The sequence below is a fragment of the Salinicola lusitanus genome (assembly GCF_003206045.1).
In the GTDB taxonomy this organism is placed as follows: Bacteria; Pseudomonadota; Gammaproteobacteria; order Pseudomonadales; family Halomonadaceae; genus Salinicola; species Salinicola lusitanus.
In genome coordinates, this window is the sequence record NZ_PZJM01000005.1 from 22,025 (window position 1) to 39,797 (window position 17,773).

General features: G+C 65.3%; 11 protein-coding genes. 10 read left to right on the forward strand and 1 reads right to left on the reverse strand.

What is annotated here, in order from left to right:
• Positions 1-168: 168 nt before the first annotated feature.
• The 7 genes from bioB (at position 169) to DOM45_RS11140 (ending at position 8,235) form a co-directional block, all read left to right on the forward strand.
• Positions 169-1,221: a biotin synthase BioB gene (gene bioB, locus DOM45_RS11110; protein ID WP_110600543.1), complete on the forward strand. Its 1,053-nt coding sequence runs from the start codon at positions 169-171 to the stop codon at positions 1,219-1,221.
• Positions 1,218-2,489 carry an 8-amino-7-oxononanoate synthase gene (gene bioF, locus DOM45_RS11115; protein WP_425353333.1) on the forward strand — a complete coding sequence of 424 codons (1,272 nt, stop codon included), beginning with the start codon at positions 1,218-1,220 and terminating at the stop codon, positions 2,487-2,489. The genes bioB and bioF overlap by 4 nt, the downstream gene beginning before the upstream one ends.
• A complete protein-coding gene (locus tag DOM45_RS11120; protein WP_110600544.1) occupies positions 2,486-3,238 on the forward strand; it encodes an alpha/beta fold hydrolase in 753 nt (250 codons plus the stop codon). Before bioF ends, DOM45_RS11120 begins: the two co-directional genes overlap by 4 nt.
• Complete coding sequence (locus DOM45_RS11125) at positions 3,235-4,059, forward strand: methyltransferase domain-containing protein (RefSeq protein ID WP_110600546.1); 825 nt, start codon at positions 3,235-3,237, stop codon at positions 4,057-4,059. The genes DOM45_RS11120 and DOM45_RS11125 overlap by 4 nt, the downstream gene beginning before the upstream one ends.
• A 16-nt stretch (positions 4,060-4,075) precedes the next feature.
• On the forward strand, positions 4,076-4,777 hold the full coding sequence (gene bioD, locus DOM45_RS11130) for a dethiobiotin synthase (protein ID WP_110600548.1): 702 nt from the start codon (positions 4,076-4,078) through the stop codon (positions 4,775-4,777).
• A 62-nt stretch (positions 4,778-4,839) separates the two neighbouring features.
• Positions 4,840-6,192 (forward strand): adenosylmethionine--8-amino-7-oxononanoate transaminase, encoded by a 1,353-nt coding sequence (locus DOM45_RS11135; protein WP_110600550.1) that lies wholly within the window; start codon positions 4,840-4,842, stop codon positions 6,190-6,192.
• Positions 6,193-6,636: 444 nt separating this feature from the next.
• Complete coding sequence (locus tag DOM45_RS11140; protein ID WP_110600552.1) at positions 6,637-8,235, forward strand: isocitrate lyase; 1,599 nt, start codon at positions 6,637-6,639, stop codon at positions 8,233-8,235.
• Between the two features lie 90 nt (positions 8,236-8,325).
• Here DOM45_RS11140 and DOM45_RS11145 read toward each other — a convergent pair whose 3' ends face one another.
• The gene (locus DOM45_RS11145; protein ID WP_110600554.1) at positions 8,326-12,894 is read right to left on the reverse strand and encodes a spectrin repeat-containing protein; all 4,569 of its coding nucleotides are present in this window, start codon (positions 12,892-12,894) and stop codon (positions 8,326-8,328) included.
• 579 nt (positions 12,895-13,473) lie between these two features.
• Here DOM45_RS11145 and DOM45_RS11150 point away from each other — a divergent pair.
• The 3 genes from DOM45_RS11150 (at position 13,474) to cysQ (ending at position 17,570) form a co-directional block, all read left to right on the forward strand.
• A complete protein-coding gene (locus tag DOM45_RS11150; RefSeq protein ID WP_157958407.1) occupies positions 13,474-14,685 on the forward strand; it encodes an aminoglycoside phosphotransferase family protein in 1,212 nt (403 codons plus the stop codon).
• A gap of 227 nt (positions 14,686-14,912) precedes the next feature.
• Complete coding sequence (locus DOM45_RS11155; RefSeq protein WP_110600558.1) at positions 14,913-16,676, forward strand: SLC13 family permease; 1,764 nt, start codon at positions 14,913-14,915, stop codon at positions 16,674-16,676.
• 51 nt (positions 16,677-16,727) lie between these two features.
• Positions 16,728-17,570: a 3'(2'),5'-bisphosphate nucleotidase CysQ gene (cysQ, locus tag DOM45_RS11160; RefSeq protein ID WP_110600560.1), complete on the forward strand. Its 843-nt coding sequence runs from the start codon at positions 16,728-16,730 to the stop codon at positions 17,568-17,570.
• The last annotated feature ends 203 nt before the right edge of the window (positions 17,571-17,773 follow it).

The following is a 17,773-nucleotide window of genomic DNA, read 5'->3' on the forward strand; positions in this document are numbered from 1 at the left end:
TGTGTTTGAAGTTGACCAATGGTCGTGCCACCATTCCGTCAACTCATTAAATCAACAAGGTTGACTGGGTCCATGGCAACGCCTCTCTCGCAGACGAAAAACAGCACGCTGTCGGCTCGAACGGAAAACCGCGCACCGTCGGCCACCGAGGGCAGATCGCTCTCCGCGATGGAAACCACGCCGCTGCGCCACGACTGGCAGCGGGCGGAGATCCAGGCGCTGCTGGAGCGCCCGTTCAACGATCTGCTGTTCCAGGCGCAGAGCGTGCACCGTCAGCACTTCGACCCCAATGCCGTCCAGGTCTCCACGCTGCTGTCGATCAAGACCGGCGCCTGCCCGGAGGATTGCAAGTACTGTCCCCAGTCCGGGCACTACAACACCGGGCTCGAGCGCGAGAAGCTATTGCAGGTCGAGGCCGTGCTCGAGGAAGCGCGCAAGGCCAAGGCGATCGGCGCCAGCCGCTTCTGCATGGGGGCGGCGTGGAAGCATCCCAGCGCCAAGGACATGCCCTACGTGCTGGAGATGGTGCGAGGCGTGCGTGTCATGGGGCTCGAGACCTGCATGACGCTGGGTATGTTGAACCGCGACCAGGCCGAGCAGCTCGGTGAGGCCGGGCTCGACTACTACAACCACAACCTCGACACCTCGCCGGAGTACTACGGCGAAATCATCACCACCCGCACCTACGCCGACCGCCTGGAGACCCTGGACCACGTCCGCCAGTCCGGCATGAAGATCTGTAGCGGCGGTATCCTCGGCATGGGCGAGAGCGTCGGCGACCGGGCGGGGCTGTTGCAGCAGTTGGCCAGCCTGCCCGAGCACCCCGAAAGCGTGCCGATCAACATGCTGATCCGGATTCAGGGCACGCCGCTCGAGCACGTCGAGGATCTCGATCCCATCGATTTCATTCGAACCATCGCCGTCGCGCGTATTCTGATGCCGCGCTCCCACGTGCGACTGGCCGCCGGGCGCGAACTGATGAGCGACGAGACCCAGGCGCTGGCGTTCCTCGCCGGCGCCAACTCCATCTTCTACGGCGAGCGCCTGCTCACCGCGGACAACCCTCAGGCTAGCCACGACCAGCGACTCTTCGATCGCCTGGGGCTGCATCCCGAGCGCCGCGAGGATGTCGACGACAGTGTCCACGAGGCCGCCCTGCGGGAGCGGGTGACCCGAGCCCGGCTCGACGCCATGGTCACCGACGCCACGGCCCGGGCATGAGCGAGGTTGTGGAGAAAGCGCACGAAGCGCGGGACGATTCGCTGGATAGCGTGCTGACGGCGCGGCTGGCGCGCCAGCGGCAACACCAGCGCTATCGCCAGCGGGAGACGACGAGCGGCATCGGGCCACGCTTTCAGCGCCAGGGGCGCGAGATGCTGGCCTTTTGCAGCAACGACTACCTCGGGCTGGCAGGGGATCCGCGCCTGGCCGAGGCGCTGGCGGAAGGGGCCCGGCGCTTCGGCACCGGGGGCGGCGCGTCGCATCTGGTCTGCGGCCATGGCGAGGCCCATGAACGGCTGGAACGACGCCTGGCCCGGTTGACCGGTTATCCGCGGGCGCTGCTCTTCTCCAGCGGCTATCAGGCCAATCTCGGCGTCATCTCCACGCTGCTGGGACGCGGGGACGTGGCACTCCACGACCGCCTCAACCACGCGTCGCTGCTGGACGCGACACGGCTGGCCGGCGCCCGGCTGGAGCGCTTCGCCCACCGCAACGCCGACGATTGCGGCGAACGGCTGGCGTCGCTGGCCGGCCAGCGGCGCGCCCTGGTCGTCAGCGATGGCGTGTTCAGCATGGACGGCGATGTCGCCGACCTGGAGCCACTGGTGGCGCAGTGCGAGCGCCAGCGGGCGTGGTTGATGATCGACGACGCCCACGGGCTGGGCGTGCTGGGCGAAGAGGGAGGCGGGACGCGCCAGGCGCAGGGGATCGCGCCGGAACGGATCGCGGCCACCGTCGGTACGCTGGGCAAGGCGCTCGGCACCCAAGGGGCGTTCGTCGCCGGCAGCGAGGCGCTGATCGAGGCGCTGATCCAGTTCTCCCGCCCCTACATCTACACCACCAGTCTCTCGCCGGCGCTGGCGTGGGCAACGCTGACCAGCCTGGATATCGTCCGCGACGAGCCGGAACGCCGTGCTCATCTCTCCTCTCTGGTCCGACGCTTCCGTCATACAGTCTCCAGCCTGAGCGAATTCGATCTACACCTGATGCCGTCGGAGACGCCGATCCAGCCCTTGGTGGTCGGGCCGAGCTGGCGCCGGGCGCCGGGCGAGCGCGGTAGCAACGAAGCCGCGGCGCTGGCGCTGGCGGCGGCGCTGCAGGAGGCCGGGCTCTGGTGCAGCGCGATCCGTCCCCCCACGGTGCCGGAGGGTACCTCGCGCCTGCGCTTCACGCTCTCGGCGGCCCATACCCATGACGATCTCGACCGGCTGATGAGCAGGCTGTTCGAGGCCGCTCGCCGGCTATCCCGCACAGGCCGGTCGGCATGAGCGCGCAGACCCTCTTGCTCCTGCCCGGCTGGGCGCTCGGTTCGGCACCGCTGGCGCCGTTGGCCGATGCCCTGCGTCGGCGGCTGCCCCCGAGCTATCGGGTCGAGTGCATCGACTATCCCGGCTTGACCAGTCACCGGCCCGAAAGCTGGGTGGCGGCGCTCGACCATGCGGTGCCCCAGGACGCCTGGCTGGCGGGCTGGTCCCTGGGCGGGATGCTGGCCACCGCGCTGGCACAGTGGCGCGGTCGTCGGGCGCGGGGTCTGATTGCGCTGGCCGCCAACGCCAGCTTCGTGACCCGGTCAGGCTGGCCGCAGGCGATGACCGGGGAAGCGCTGGAAGATTTCCGACACGGCCTGCGGGCATCACCCACCCGGACCTTCAGGCGATTCGCCCGGTTGAGCGCTCAGGGCGGCCGGGACACTCGTCGGCTGGGGCGAGAGTTGCTGGCGGCGCTGGAGACGACGCCACTCGATCAGGCCCTGGCCGGATTGGGGGTGTTGTCCGCCCTCGATCTGCGCGAGGTCCCGCCGACGCTGAAGATCCCGCAGCTACATCTGTTCGGGGAAGACGATGCCCTGGTGCCGGCGGCCGCGCGCCACGCCATCGCCGCGCGCCTGCCCCGGGGTGGCCGCACGGCATCGATCGCGGATGCGGGACACGCCTTTCCGCTGGAATACGCCGAGGAGACCGCGGAGCGAATGGCAACCTTCATCCTCGCCGCCGACGCCGACGAGGCCGGCCCATGACCGCGATGACCTCTCCACGCCGCCTGGCTGCCGCCGGGGAGAGCCGCCGACAGCGGATCGCCGACGCCTTCTCCCGCGCCGCGACCGTTTACGACGGCGCCGCCCAGTTGCAGCAGGCCGTCGCCGACGACCTGCTGGCGCGGCTGCCGCAACCGAACTCCTGCCGCGCGCTGGTCGATATCGGCTGCGGTACCGGCTATCTGGTGTCGCGCCTGGTCGAGCGCCACGGTGGGCTTGCCATCGGGCTGGACATCGCCCCCGGCATGCTGGATCAGGCCCGTCGGCGCCATGCCGGGCGTTCGATCCACTGGGTGACCGGCTGTGCGGAGTCGATGCCGCTGGCCGATGGCAGCGCCGATCTGATGGTGTCGAGCCTGGCGGTGCAGTGGTGCGATTCGCTCGAGGCGTTTCTGAGCGAGGCCGCCCGGGTGGTGGCGCCCGGTGGCTGGCTCGGCTTCACCACCTTGTGCGAGGGCACGCTGGAGGAGCTGCAATGGGCGTGGCAGCAGGTCGATGGCGAGACCCACGTCAATGAGTTCCTGGCGGAAGCCAGGCTGGTCGAAACGCTGCGGGCTCCCGGCTGGCAATCGGCCGAAGTGACCATGACCACGCGCCGAACCCACCACGCCACGCCGGCGGAGACGATGCGTGCGCTGAAGCGGATCGGCGCCAACACGATGACGGCGTCGGCGGGGGCCAGTGGTGGCCTGTTCGGTCGTCGCCGCTTCGACCGGCTGGCCCAGGCGCTGGAGCGCTGGCGCGAGCCGGCCGGGATTCCCACCCGCTACCGCGTCGCCACCGTGCTGATGCAACGCCGTTAGCCCCCAGGATCGAGATATGCACGCCTACTTCGTCACCGGCACCGATACCGACGCCGGCAAGACCGTGATCACCACGGGATTGATGGCCGCCGCCAGGCGCCGGGGACTGACCGTCGCGGGCGGCAAGCCGGTCGCCTCCGGCTGCGAGCGCGCCCCGCAAGGGTGGCGCAACGCCGATGCGCTGGCCATTCAGGCCCAGTGCCACCCGGCGCTACCGTATGAGGCGATCAACCCCTTCGCCTTCGAGCCCGCCATCGCGCCCCATATCGCCGCCCACGAAGCCGGCGTCGCGCTCGACATCCCACGGCTGGCCGCGCCGATGCGAACGCTGCTGGAACGCGGCGCCGATCTCACCCTGATCGAAGGGGCGGGCGGCTGGCGCGTCCCGCTCAACGCGCGCGAGTCGATCCCGGAACTGGCGGTGGCGCTGCAAATCCCCGTGGTGCTGGTGGTGGGCGTGCGCCTGGGTGCGATCAACCATGCCCGCCTGACGCTGGAAGCGATCCAGCGCGACGGGGTGCGCATCGCCGGCTGGGTCGCCAACACGCTAGAACCCGATACCCCGCGCCTGGAGGAGAACCTCGAGGCGCTGACGCACTGGCTCGGCGTTCAGGGCGGCGTCCCCTGCCTGGGCGTGGTGCCGTGGCTCGCTTCCCCGGACGCCGAGACCACCGCCGACTTTCTCGACCTGGAACCGCTGCTGAACGACCCCGCCTGAACGTCCTCGGCTGAGTGGCAACGGCGAACCCCGGCAAGACTTCACACCGCAAGAGACGACACATGAACCGCAATAGCGACTGGATGCAGCGGGACCTGGCCAGCCTCTGGCACCCCTGCACGCAGATGAAGGACCACGAGACGCTACCCGTCGTGCCGATCCGGCGCGGCAAGGGGGTATGGCTGGAGGATTTCGAGGGCAAGCGCTATCTCGATATCGTCAGCTCCTGGTGGGTCAACGTGTTCGGACATGCCAACGATCGGATCAACGACCGGATCAAGCGGCAGCTCGACGAGCTCGAGCACGTGATCCTCTCCGGCTTCACCCATCAGCCGGTGATCGAGCTCTCGGAGAGACTCGGCCGACTGGCGCCCGCCGGACTCGGCCACTGCTTCTACGCCGACAACGGCTCTTCCGCCGTCGAGATCGCGCTCAAGATGAGCTACCACTACTGGCGCAATGTCGGGCGGCCGGAGAAGCGGCGTTTTCTGACCATCACCAACGGCTACCATGGCGAGACGCTGGGTGCGCTCTCGGTGGGAGACGTGGCGCTCTACACCGATACCTACCGCTCGCTGCTGCTGGACGTGATCAAGGTGCCGGCGCCGGACGGCTTCGGCCTGCCGCGAGACCAGTGGGTCGACCAGGCGCGGGACGCCTTCGCGCACATGGAAGCGGCACTGGCGCGCCACGCCCACGAGCTGGCGGCGGTCATCGTCGAGCCGCTGATCCAGTGCGCCGGCGGCATGCGCATGTACCCACCGGAGTATCTCACTTGGCTGCGCGAAGCCTGCGACCGCCACGGCGTGCAGCTGATCTTCGACGAGATCGCCGTCGGCTTCGGCCGCACCGGGACACTGTTCGCCAGCGAGCAGGCCGGCGTTCGCCCCGACTTCCTGTGTCTCTCCAAGGCGCTCACCGGCGGCTACCTGCCGCTGTCGGTGGTGATGACCACCGATGAGGTCTACGCCGCCTTCTACGACGACTACTCGACGCTCAAGGCATTCCTGCACTCCCACAGCTATACCGGCAACCCGCTGGCCTGCGCCGCCGCGCTAGCGACGCTGGATATCTTCGAGCAGGACGATGTGATCGCCACCAACCGGGGCAAGGCCGAGGCGATGGGGCGGCTGGCCGAACCGCTGCGTGACCATCCCCACGTCGGCGACGTTCGCCAGACCGGCATGGTGGTGGCGATCGAGATGGTCGCGGACAAGGCCAGCCTCACGCCTTACGACTTCCGCGAGCGTCGCGGCCTGCGCGTCTACGAGCACGCGCTCTCGCGCGGCGTGATGCTGCGACCTCTGGGCAACGTCATCTACTGGATGCCGCCCTACACGATCTCGCCGGAGGAACTGGCCCTGGTGGCGGAGGTCACCCACGAAGGGCTGGAACTGGCTACCGCGGATAAATAATTTGAAACCCGGCTAGCTACCTGTCGACGAAAGTCGCAGGTCCGTTGGCCGGCACCACGGCGTCCGGCAGCCACCCCGTGGCCGGGGCCACTGCGTCGCGGCGCCTCCAAGGTGATGAAACTGCAGAGGTTTTGGAAGTCGTTTGAAATCTGGCAGGAGGTCAGCGGTTTTCCGGCGAATGATTTCCCTGCGCGGGAGTGACTCGCATCATACGTCATACATGACTACAGGATTCATCCATAAGCGCCATTTTTGGTAGAAGCCTTACCCTGATGGCGGCTAAGTACGGATTGTTGGCATGGCACCGTTTCTCACATAGTGACTTCGCCGATGGGGCTTTTTCTTTCCAATGTCAGAATTAAAACGGTCGTTTTTGGTCGTTGAAAATGACAGGAGAAGAAACCGGCTCCAGGAGAGTATTCCCATTCCTGTGTGGAGAGTGTCATGTCCATCTATCAGAGCGATATCGATTCACTCGAGCGATTGCGTCTGGAACAGAACGGCCGCTGGAACAACATCGATCCCGAAAACGTGGCACGGATGCGGGCCCAGAACCGCTTCCGTACCGGTCTCGACATCGCCCGCTACACCGCCGCCGTGATGCGCCGCGACATGGCGGCCTACGACCGGGACCCTTCCCGCTACACCCAATCGCTGGGATGCTGGCACGGCTTCGTCGGCCAGCAGAAGATGATCGCCATCAAGAAACACCACGGTACGACGCAGGGCCGGTACCTCTACCTGTCCGGCTGGATGATCGCCGCCATGCGTTCGGAATTCGGCCCGCTTCCCGACCAGTCGATGCACGAGAAGACGGCCGTTCCGGCCTTGATCGAAGAGCTCTACACCTTTCTTCGCCAGGCGGACGCCAGGGAGCTGACGCTGCTTTTCCGGGAACTGGACAGCGCCAGAAAGCAGGGCAACGAGGTGATGGCGCGAGGCATCGTGGAGAGGATCGATAACTTCGAGACCCATGTCGTGCCGATCATTGCCGACATCGATGCCGGCTTCGGCAACGAGGAGGCGACCTATCTGCTGGCGAAGAAGATGATCGAAGCCGGCGCCTGCTGCATCCAGCTCGAGAACCAGGTGTCGGATGCCAAGCAGTGCGGACACCAGGATGGCAAGGTCACCGTCCCCCACGAGGACTTCGTCGCCAAGATCAACGCGGTTCGCCATGCATTCCTGGAACTCGGGGTGGAGGAGGGCGTGATCGTCGCCCGGACCGACTCGCTTGGCGCCGGCTTGACCCAGAAGCTGCCGGTCAGCAAGGAGCCGGGGGATCTCGCCCACCAGTACAACAGCTTCCTCTGCACCGTGCCGATCTGCTCGGCAGACGATGTCAACGAGGGCGATACGGTGATCAAGCTCGACGGCGACCTGCGCAAGCCACTGCGTCTCGCCAACGGACTCTACCGGTTCCGTTCCGATACCGGCGAGGATCGCGTCGTGCTGGACTGCATCAACGCCCTGCAGAACGGCGCCGACCTGCTGTGGATCGAGACCGAAAAGCCCCATGTCGGCCAGATCGCCGGCATGGTCGACCGCATCCGCCAGGTCGTGCCGAATGCCAAGCTGGTCTACAACAATTCGCCGTCGTTCAACTGGACGCTCAACTTCCGTCAGCAAGTCTTCGACGACTGGGAACGGGAAGGGCGGTCGCTCGCAGGCATCGAACGCGGCCAACTGATGAGCGCGGCCTACGACGACTCCGAGCTGGCGCAGGAGGCGGATCGTCGGATCCAGGCGTTCCAGCGCGATGCGGCCCGTGAAGCCGGCGTCTTCCACCACCTGATCACCTTGCCGACCTACCACACGGCGGCGCTCTCCACCGACGAGCTGGCCGAGGGCTACTTCGGCGAGGCCGGGATGCTGGCCTACGTCGCTGGTGTCCAGCGCCGGGAGATCCGTCGAGGCCTGGCCTCGGTCAAGCATCAGGACATGGCCGGTTCCAACCTCGGCGACGACCACAAGGAGTACTTCTCCGGTGCCGCAGCGCTCAAGGCCGGTGGCGGGCTCAACACCATGAACCAGTTCGGCTGAGCCTCGTCTTTCCATCCAACCTGCAACGACGGCGGGCCATGTCTCNNGCCCGTAGCTCGTAGCTCGTACCCGCAGCCCGCAGCCCGCAGCCTACAGCTTATACGACGCCGGGTTGTCCCAGATGCTGTCCTCCTCGGCGAAGGCCGGGTTGTCGTCGGTGATCGCGCGCTCGCCGATCAACTGCATCCAGGAGTCGATGTCGGCGCTGCTGATCTTGTCGTCCGAGCCATCCTGCTTGTGCAGCGTATCCAGCAGGGCAAAGAAGTCGTCGTTGTCGAGCAGGAACTGTGCGGCGTCCTGCTCCTTCTTGGAGTGGCCGTTTTCCGGATCGGCGATCTTCTCGAGATCCGACCTGCTTACGATATCGTCGCCGCCGGTCCAGTCGTTGCCGCCATCGCCTTCGTCCCAGTTGAAGAGAATGGTGTCGATGGCCTCCTTGTTCTCCTGGTAGAACGCCTGGCCGTGGATATTGAGCTGCATCTGGTCTTGGTCGAAGTCGAAGAAGAAGTCATCGACATTGCCGTTCTCCCGGATCTCCTGGGTGAACTTCTCGTACTGCTCCGGCTGCGCCTCCCACGCCGCCATGTCCTCGGGGAACCACTCCTTGAACAGCGGGTCGGGCTCCTTGTCGTCGTCACCGGCGTGCATCATCTCCTTGAAGCCGTAGCTGGAGTTGATCAGGTAGTTGAACTTCTCGCCCCAGTCATCCTCCGTCACGCCATCTTCGGCGAACTGCTCGAACTGTTCGCGGATCTTGCCCTCGGTCTCGGCGCCTTTCTTCTGCGCCATCACGGCATTGAGGATCAGGCTGGCAAAGCCGACGCCCAGGCCGATCAGGTTGCCGATGGGGCCGGCTGCGCGCAGGCCCGCGCCCAGCCCGGAGAGCACCCGGGACGCGGTCTGCAGCGACGCACCGATTTCGGCGGCGCCGCCGATGGTGAAGAACGAGCCGGAGACCACGCCGGTCGAGCTGGCGGCGAACTCCATCGGGGTGCCACCGTTCTTGATCAGCTGGTTCAGCCCGACGCCCGCGACGACGGTGTCGAGAATACCGCCGGCGAAGTCGGTCATGTAGGCCAGGCCCTTGAGCGCCGGGCCGATGAGCGCCTTCTTCTTGCTGCCGACATCGCCATTGCCACTGGTGCCACCGCTGCCACCGGGGCTGTCGGGCGACGTACCACCGGTGGCGCGATCACCATTGGTGACCACCTCGGCTTCGCTATCCAGCGCCTGGTTGAAGGGCTGCATGGCGGATTTCGACGATTCGCCGTTGGCGGGATCGAAACGCTGGTGCAGGTCGTCGCTGAGGTTGTCGAGGTCCTCCAGCGCCTCGCCGGCGCCGCTGGGCAGGGTGCCGCCATCCGTCGGGCGGACGTCGTCCAGGCGGCTGGCGATATCGTCCAGCCGCTCGAGCTGCTGAGCGCGATCGGCATCGGAGAGCGTCGGGTCGGACTCGATCGACGAGCGAATCGCTCGGTGCTTCTCCATGATCTCGTCGAACAGTGCCGGCGCCTGTTCCGGCATCTTGCCCTTGCCCTTGCCGTCGGCATCCAGCAGCTCGCGGTACTCCGCCACCGCCCGGTCGAAGTCATCGATCTGGGCGAAGCGCTGCTCCGACGGCGTCGCCGAAGAAGCGAAAGGCTGGATCTCCTCGAACAGCTCGTCGACCAGGCCCCTGAGCTCCTCCGCATTCTGGGGCGCCAGACCCTCCTTCTTCATCTCGACCTTGTCGAGCCGGTCTTCGATCGTGTCCAGGCGCTGCTGGATCTCCTTCTTCTCGTCGTCGCTGAGCGAGTCGGACGCCTTGACGATGCGGTCGACCTCGTCGAGTTGGCCCTGAATATCGTCGACCAGGCCCTGGGCCTTCTGTTCGAAGTCGGGGGCATCCTTCTGATCGAGAAGGGTATCGAAGGATTCGAGCTTGCCGCGGATGTCATCCAGCTTGCCCCGCGCCTGCTCGCCCGGGTTGAGGGAGGGCGCCTTGTCGCCATTGAAGGTGTCGGGGAAGCGCTCGCGCAGGACGTCGCCCATCTCCTTGTCGAGACCGAGCGCCTGGGTGATATCGGTGGTGCCGAACAGCTTGGTCAGCCGGCTGCCTTCGTCGAGTTTCGGGCCCACCGCATCGGTGATGCCCTTGAGTGCGAAGGGCGTGGTGCCGATGAATACCAGCATGCCGCGCGCGACGGTCATCCGCTCCTGCCAGGTGTCGCCGAAGTCGTCGCCCGAGCGGCGGTAGATGGCGTTGGCCAGCGCCGCGGTGCCGCCGATCGCGAACATCGTGTTCGAGTTCATCAGGCTGCGGAACTGGGATTTCAGCGAGCCCTGCACGTTGGTGCGCTGGCTGTCGCTGAGTTCGACGATGGGCGGCTGACCGTCACGGCTGGTGGTCATGTTGCGGAACTGCTCGTTCACCTTCTTCATGACGTCGCGCATGAGAGACGAATCCTTCAGCGCCGTCTCGACGTTGCTCCCGCTCAATGCCGCTGTCTTGATCACCTCCTTGAGGCCGGCGGCGATCGCCATGATCTTGGTGAACTGCAGCTTCTCGTCCGCCGACAGGTTGGGCGGTACCGAGCCCTTGGGATCGGTCTTGTCGGCGGAGAGCGCATCCTTCACCGCGTTCCAGACGCCATCGGTGGTCTGGATGCCGAAGGTGCTGTAGGTAATGCCGGTAAGGACGGTCGGTACCATGTCGGCGGCGACCTGCTCCGCGGCCTCTTCACTCTCCGGCGATAGGTCGCCGCCATCCTGGGAAGCATCGTATTCGGCGTCGATGTCGGCGAGTTCCTCCTCGAGACCTCTGGCGGTGCTGGCCGCCGTGATGCTGCCTCTCGCCTCGGCCGCGCGCTCGGGGTCGAGCGCCTGCAGCGTGTTCAGGTCATTGTTCAGGCGGGTGGCGGCCTCGTCGCCGAAGCCCTTGTCGCGCAGGTCCTCGATGGCATCGAGATACTCCGCGCCCTTGTCGCCGGTCAACGAGTCGTAGATCTTGTCGGCGAGCCCGTCGCGATCCTTGATCTTGCTCTGGGCCTCCGCCATCGCCTCGTCGGTGAACTTGGCGATCTCCTCGTCCCCGAGCAGCTTGGCGAGTTCCTCGCCGAGCTTCTCCTCATGGATGAGGCCACGCAGGTCGGCCGGGTCCATGCCCTGGGTATCGCTGGCGTAGTAGGTCCAGTCGCCGCCGTGATTGACCGTCATGTAGGGCAGGTACTGGAAGCTGCCATCGTCCAGTTGAGACTTGAGCTCGAGCAGCCGGGCATATTTCTTGAAGTTCTCGTTGTCCGAGTTCTCCGCTTTCTCCTCCAGCTTCTCCATGTAGAGTTCGGTGACCGTCTTCGCCTCGCCATCGTCGTTCTCGACGGTGGTCTCCTGACCCATCAGGTTGGTCTCTTCCGAGCCGGGCAGGTCGTGATCGGCGAACACATCGTCGATGACATCCTCGCTGGAGGTCTGCTGGAAGCTGGAGGCGGCCTCGAAATGCTCCGGCGTCACCCCCTTGGAGACGACGAACTTCTCGCCGTCGACCTCGACCAGCTTGAGTCCTTCGATGACGTCGCCGTGCTCGTCGGTGGCGCTCTTGACGCTGTCGCCCTTGCCCAGCACCGGGATATCCTCGTCGGCGGAGCGCAGCTTGTAGCCGTCGTCCTCGAGTTCATGGATCCGGTCCCAGGTCTTCTGGGCCTCGGAGACCGTCTCGAACAAGGCTGGCGTCAAGGCCTTGGAGACCACCACGTCGCGGCCGTCGTGGGTGGTGAAGCGAATGACGTCGTCCCGGGCATCGGTCTGCCAACGGAAGCGCTTGAAGTCGTTGAAGTCGGGCGCCTCGGCATCGGCGCCGGCGACGATGGCACCGTCTTCGACCGCACCCTCGATGGCATCCTGATGCTCGGCATTCCCGCCCAGGGTCGCGTACTGCTCGCTCAGGTAGTCGTAGAGCGCCGGATTGTCGCTGCGGGCGACGACGAACTTCTCGCCGTCGTGTTCGTAGCGAATCACCTCCGGCCCCACTTCGCCGGGCGCGCCGACTTCGGTGTTGTAGTAGGGCGGTGGGGTGGCGTCGCCGCGGAGACGCTCGTAGCCATCCGCCTCGCTCTTGTTGATGCCGATCAGGCTCTCGTAATCCTTCTTGATCGCAGCGAAGAGCTCTGGGTTGGCGCGCTCGGCGACCACGACCCGGGCACCGTTCTGCATCTCGTAGCGGATGATGCCGTTGGCGACTTCGTCGGGCGGGCCGATGAAGCGGTAGTCGCTCAGCTTGCCGGGAGGCTCGGCATCCAGCGGCAACACGCCGTAGCCATCCTCTCCGCTCTCGTTGAGACCATTGATCTGGTCGAAATCCTGCTTGATCGTCTCGAACAGCGCCGGCGTGGCGTGCCGGTCGACCTCGACGCTCTTGCCGCCCTTGGTCTCGTAGCGGATGAGGTCATCGCCGATGGTCACGATCTGGTTGTAGTCGTTCAGATTCCTGGGCGCCTGGGTGTCGCCGTCGGCGCGCTTCGCCGATTGAGGTTCGTCATCACGGGTGGAGGTGGATTTTCGGCTCAGGTTCAGGCTCTTCGACAGTGTCGACTGCCACTGCCCGGTCGAGCGCCTGTCGACACTCGCATCGCCGGTATCCGGTATCTGATGCGAAGCACTGTCTTGGGTGATTTCCTGAGCCATGAAGAGTTCTCCCCGTTGTTTTATTGAGTGCTATCTGAAAAATCGACGAGCGCTAGCCAGACAAGGCGAAATCGGCAACCAATCGTCAGGATTGGCGATCCGGACAACGCCGCCGTAGGACATGCGGGTGGCAAGGGTGTCCGAGCCAAAACCTGACCGGGCACGCCATCAGTTGTCTGCGCCGTCTGAACCGGCGCAAGCATCTTTCAGAGACTGTTTGAATACTCGTTCAATATCCACCCGGTATCAGCGTCGATTCGATAAAAGACGTGTCACCCTGTCGTAGAGTCGTCAGTCGTTGTCACGCCTACGTAACACGAGTGATCGGCAAAGTGGTGTTGGCGTCGACAACACTCCAGGAAACGAAGAGTGTCGAAGTCACCTACGCCGACTGGTTCGGCTTTCTCCTTTCTCCTTTCTTCATGCTCCATGGCCGAGCAGCGCCTGTAAGACGGCTAACGCAAAAAAATGTTGGCTTGTGTTATGGGAGCGTTCCAAGCCGGTTGTAAGACGTTACGCAACCTGGCCTCGGACATTGGTATAACAGCGGGGAGCAATAACAACGGGGCGGGACGCGCCATGCCGGGGTTCGTGGATGAGGTGAGTCAGCAGTTTGTCCGGGGCTGGCATGTCGATGATGACCGCCGGGCCGGGCCCCGCGCGGTGCTGGTCTCGGTCAACGGCGAGGCTCGTTATTGCGCGCTGTGCCAGGAGCCGAGACCCGATGTGGTGGAGGCGGGCATCACGACCCGGAGCGACGTCGGTTTTCTCGCGCCGATACCGCTGCAACCCGGGGATCTGGTTCGGGTCAGCACGCTCGACAGCGGGCGACCGCTCAACGATGGCCTGGCGGTGGTGATGGCGGATGACGCCGCCGATGGATTCATCGACGTCGAAAGCGGTATGAGCCACCCCGTCCTGGGGCCATGGCTCGCGCCGCTGCGGCCCCATCTCGACGTTCGGGCGTTCCGCCCGCTGCCGGGCCAGACCGGGCAGTTCTCCGCGCTGGAGGTGCGAACGGCGGATGCCCGCTATATCGTCCACTGCCAGCTACCGCGCGGCTTCGCTCTCGGGCTGGAGCGGCTCTACCGCCAGGTGCTAGCGCCCGGCGGTATCGCGGCGCCGTCGCTGAAGGCGGTCATCGATCATGGGGAAACCGCCAGCCTGGTGGTGGAGCGCATCGAAGGGCAGCCGCTGGTCGCCTACCGCGAGGGCAGGGAAACCGTCTTCCGCGACACGCTGGATTCGCTCGAGTGGCTCGCGCAGATCGGCCGTCCCGATGGCTGGTCCGATCGTGATCTCGGCCGGCGGGGGCGTCGTGCGCTGAACCGGATGATCACGGACGTCTGTCTCGCCGCACTGAAACGACGCCGGTGGCAGGAGCTCGAGCGGCTGCTGAAGATGGCGCTGGTCGTCTATCGACTGCCGCGGGTCTTCTCCCACGGTGACCTTCACCCTCAGAACGTGCTGATTCAGGAGTCGACCGGGGCCCCGATCTTCATCGACTGGGATCACGCCGGGATGCTGCCGGTGGGCTGCGATCTCGCCCGCCTGCTGCTGAGCGTGCCGCCCAGGCTCGCCGAAGCGTGGATCGAGGAGGCGCAGGGTCGCGAAGGGGCTCCCAGGCGGGACGCGATGCGTTTGGGATGGCTGATCATGACCTATTTCGCGCTGTCGCGGCGCCACCCCGATTTCCACGCCACGGAAGAGAGCAGGTATCTGCATCGGCGGTATGCCGAGTCGCGGTGCCGAAAACGCCCCGGATTCGGCGCCATTTCCCAGGGGCAGTGAGCCGATCTTGGCGCCTCGCTGATCCTCGATTCGCGGTTTCTCATGCCGCTCACCTCATTAACCGTGTCATTACCTTTCTTAGAAAAGCCGTGCTGGTGCCCGTTGCAAGGGGCGGCTTAGAATGCCTCGACCGAGGAATTTTTACCTTAGTAAGCGATTTTTCTCGGTTAACTGGCTGATTTATCTAGGCTAAATCAGCGCCATCCGGGCGTTTGGCAGGGGAAGGTATGGATATCGATGCCTGGTTGAGCATCGCGACAGTGCTGGCGGTTCTGGCCACGCTCGTTTTTACGCGGATCGCGCCGGACGCCATTCTGGTCGGGGCGATGGCGTTTCTGATTTTCACCGACGTGCTCACCCCGCAGGAGGCGCTGGCCGGTTTTGCCAATACCGGGGTGATGACCATCGCAGCGTTATATGTGGTGGCGGCGGCGCTGAAGGAGACCGGCGCGGTCAAGTGGATCGCCGCGCAACTGCTGGGGCAGCCGACCACGCTGCGTCGGGCACAGTGGCGGGTGATGCTGCCGGCCTCGGTCCTGAGCGCCTTCATGAACAACACCACGGTGGTGGCGATGTTCATACCCGCCATCCAGGACTGGTCCAATCGCTTGCGGCTGCCGCCTTCCAAGCTGCTGCTGCCGCTCAGCTATATTTCCATCCTCGGCGGTACCTGTACCTTGATCGGCACCAGTACCAACCTGGTGGTCGATGGCCTGCTGCAGAGCCAACTGGGCGTCTCCCTCGGCATGTTCGAACTGACCTGGATCGGCCTGCCGATCCTGCTCGTCGGTGGTGGCTTCATCCTGGTCTTCGCGACCTGGCTGCTGCCGCAGCGGGATGGTACCAATGCCCAACTGGACCAGATCCGGGAGTACAGCGTGGAGGTCACCGTCGAAACCGGCGGCCCGCTGGTGGGCAAGTCGATCGCCGATGCCGGGCTGCGCAACCTCCAGTTCGGCTATCTGGCCGATATCGAGCGCGACGACCACCTGATGACGGCAGTCCCGCCCGAGACCAAGCTGCTGGGCGGCGACACGCTGGTCTTCATCGGCGCGCCGGAGTGCGCGAGGGAGCTTCGCGAGATTCGGGGGCTGAGCCCCGCCAACGGTAACGTCCAGAAGCTCGATGTCGCCCACCACAGGCGCTGCCTGGTCGAGGCGGTGGTGAGCCCGGACTTCACCGGCATCGGGCAGACGGTCCGGGAGTCCCGGTTTCGCTCGCGGTTCCAGGCCGTGATCCTGTCGATCTCCCGCCATGGTCGACGCCTGAACGGCAAGGTCGGCGACATCGAGCTCCAGGTCGGCGACACCCTGCTGCTGGAGACCGGTCAGGAGTTCGTCGAGCAGTATCGTTACCGCAAGGATTTCCTGCTGGTCAGCCAGCTCAATGACTCCACGCCGCCCAATTTCCAGAAAGCGCCGCTCTCGCTGGGCATCCTGGGGGTAATGGTCGTGCTCAGCGCGACCAACCTGATCTCGATCCTGGAAGCCGCCTTTCTTGCCGCCGGGGCATTGCTGATGACCGGCTGCCTCACCATGGGCAAGGCGCGTCGCTATATCGATCTTTCCGTCCTGATCGTGATCGCGGCCTCGTTCTCCCTTGGCGCGGCGATGACCCAATCCGGCGCGGCGCGGACCATCGCCGAGCTGGTCGTCGGGCATATCGATTCGCCCTGGCTGGCGCTGGCGTTCATCTACCTGATGACGGTGCTGTTCACCGAGATGATCACCAACAACGCCGCGGCGGTGCTGATGTTTCCCATCGCGCTGGCGGTCGCTCAGCAGTTGGGGGTGGATTTCATGCCGTTCGTAATTGCCATCACCGTCGCTGCCTCGGCCAGCTTCATGACCGCCCTTGGCTACCAGACCAACCTCATGGTGATGGGACCGGGGGGGTACCGGATGCACGACTATCTCAAGCTGGGGTTCCCCGTGAGCGTTCTGGTGGGGGGCACTTCGATTCTGCTCATCCCTTTCATCTGGCCGTTCTGACAAGACACCACTGGCGAGCGGAATGGCCGAAGGACTGAATGGAGACGCACCATGAAGATCGACGAAGCCACGAGGCAAGAACTGCTGAAAGGGGTGGTCGCCGCCGGTGACCGGGTGCTGGAGGTCTACGCCCAGGATTTCAGCGTCGAGACCAAGGCCGACGACAGCCCGCTGACCCAGGCGGACATGGCCGCCCACCGGGCGCTGACCGCGCTGCTGCAGCGCTTGACCCCGGAGATACCGCTGCTCTCCGAGGAGAGCGATGCGATCCCGTTCGAAACCCGCAGGCAGTGGTCGAGCTACTGGCTCATCGACCCGCTGGACGGCACCAAGGAGTTCATCAAGAAAAACGGCGAGTTCACGCTCAACGTGGCGCTGGTCGAGAATGGCGTGCCGCGCTTCGGCATCGTCCACGCGCCGGTGCTCGGCATGACCTGGTGGGGAGATGCGGATAGCGGCGCGTTCAAGATCACCCCCGACGGCGAACGGCCGATTCGCGTGCGTGAACTGCCGACGGCGGGCGACCAGCCCTGGCTGATCGTTGGCAGCCGTTCCCACGGCACCGAATCGTTCGAAGCCTTCTGCGCCCGGCTGCCGGCCCACGAACGGGTCTCCATGGGGAGTTCGCTCAAGCTCTGCCTGGTTGCCGAAGGCGCCGCCGATCTCTATCCGCGTCTGGCGCCGACCTGCGAATGGGACACCGCCGCCGCCCAGGCCGTCGTCACCGCCGCCGGCGGCCAGGTGCTCGACGCCGAAACCCTCGAACCCCTGCGCTGCAACCAGCAGGAAAGCACGCTCAACCCCTTCTTCATCGTCTGTGGGCAGAGCGATTCACGCTGGGAAGAGGCCCTTCGGGCCAGCTTCGAGCTACGGGCCCCGAGCCACGAGCAGTGAGCCACGAGCCACGAGCCACGAGCCACGAGAAGGATTGCGAGCCGGAAGTATTGGGGGGCAATGCTATCGAAGCCCGAAGCCCGAAGCCCGAAGCCCGAAGCCCGAAGCCCGAAGCCCGAAGCCCGAAGCTTACCGCGACTTCCCCGACAAACGAATGTAGGGACATGCTATGACCGAAATGACCCCCGAACGCCAGACCCATC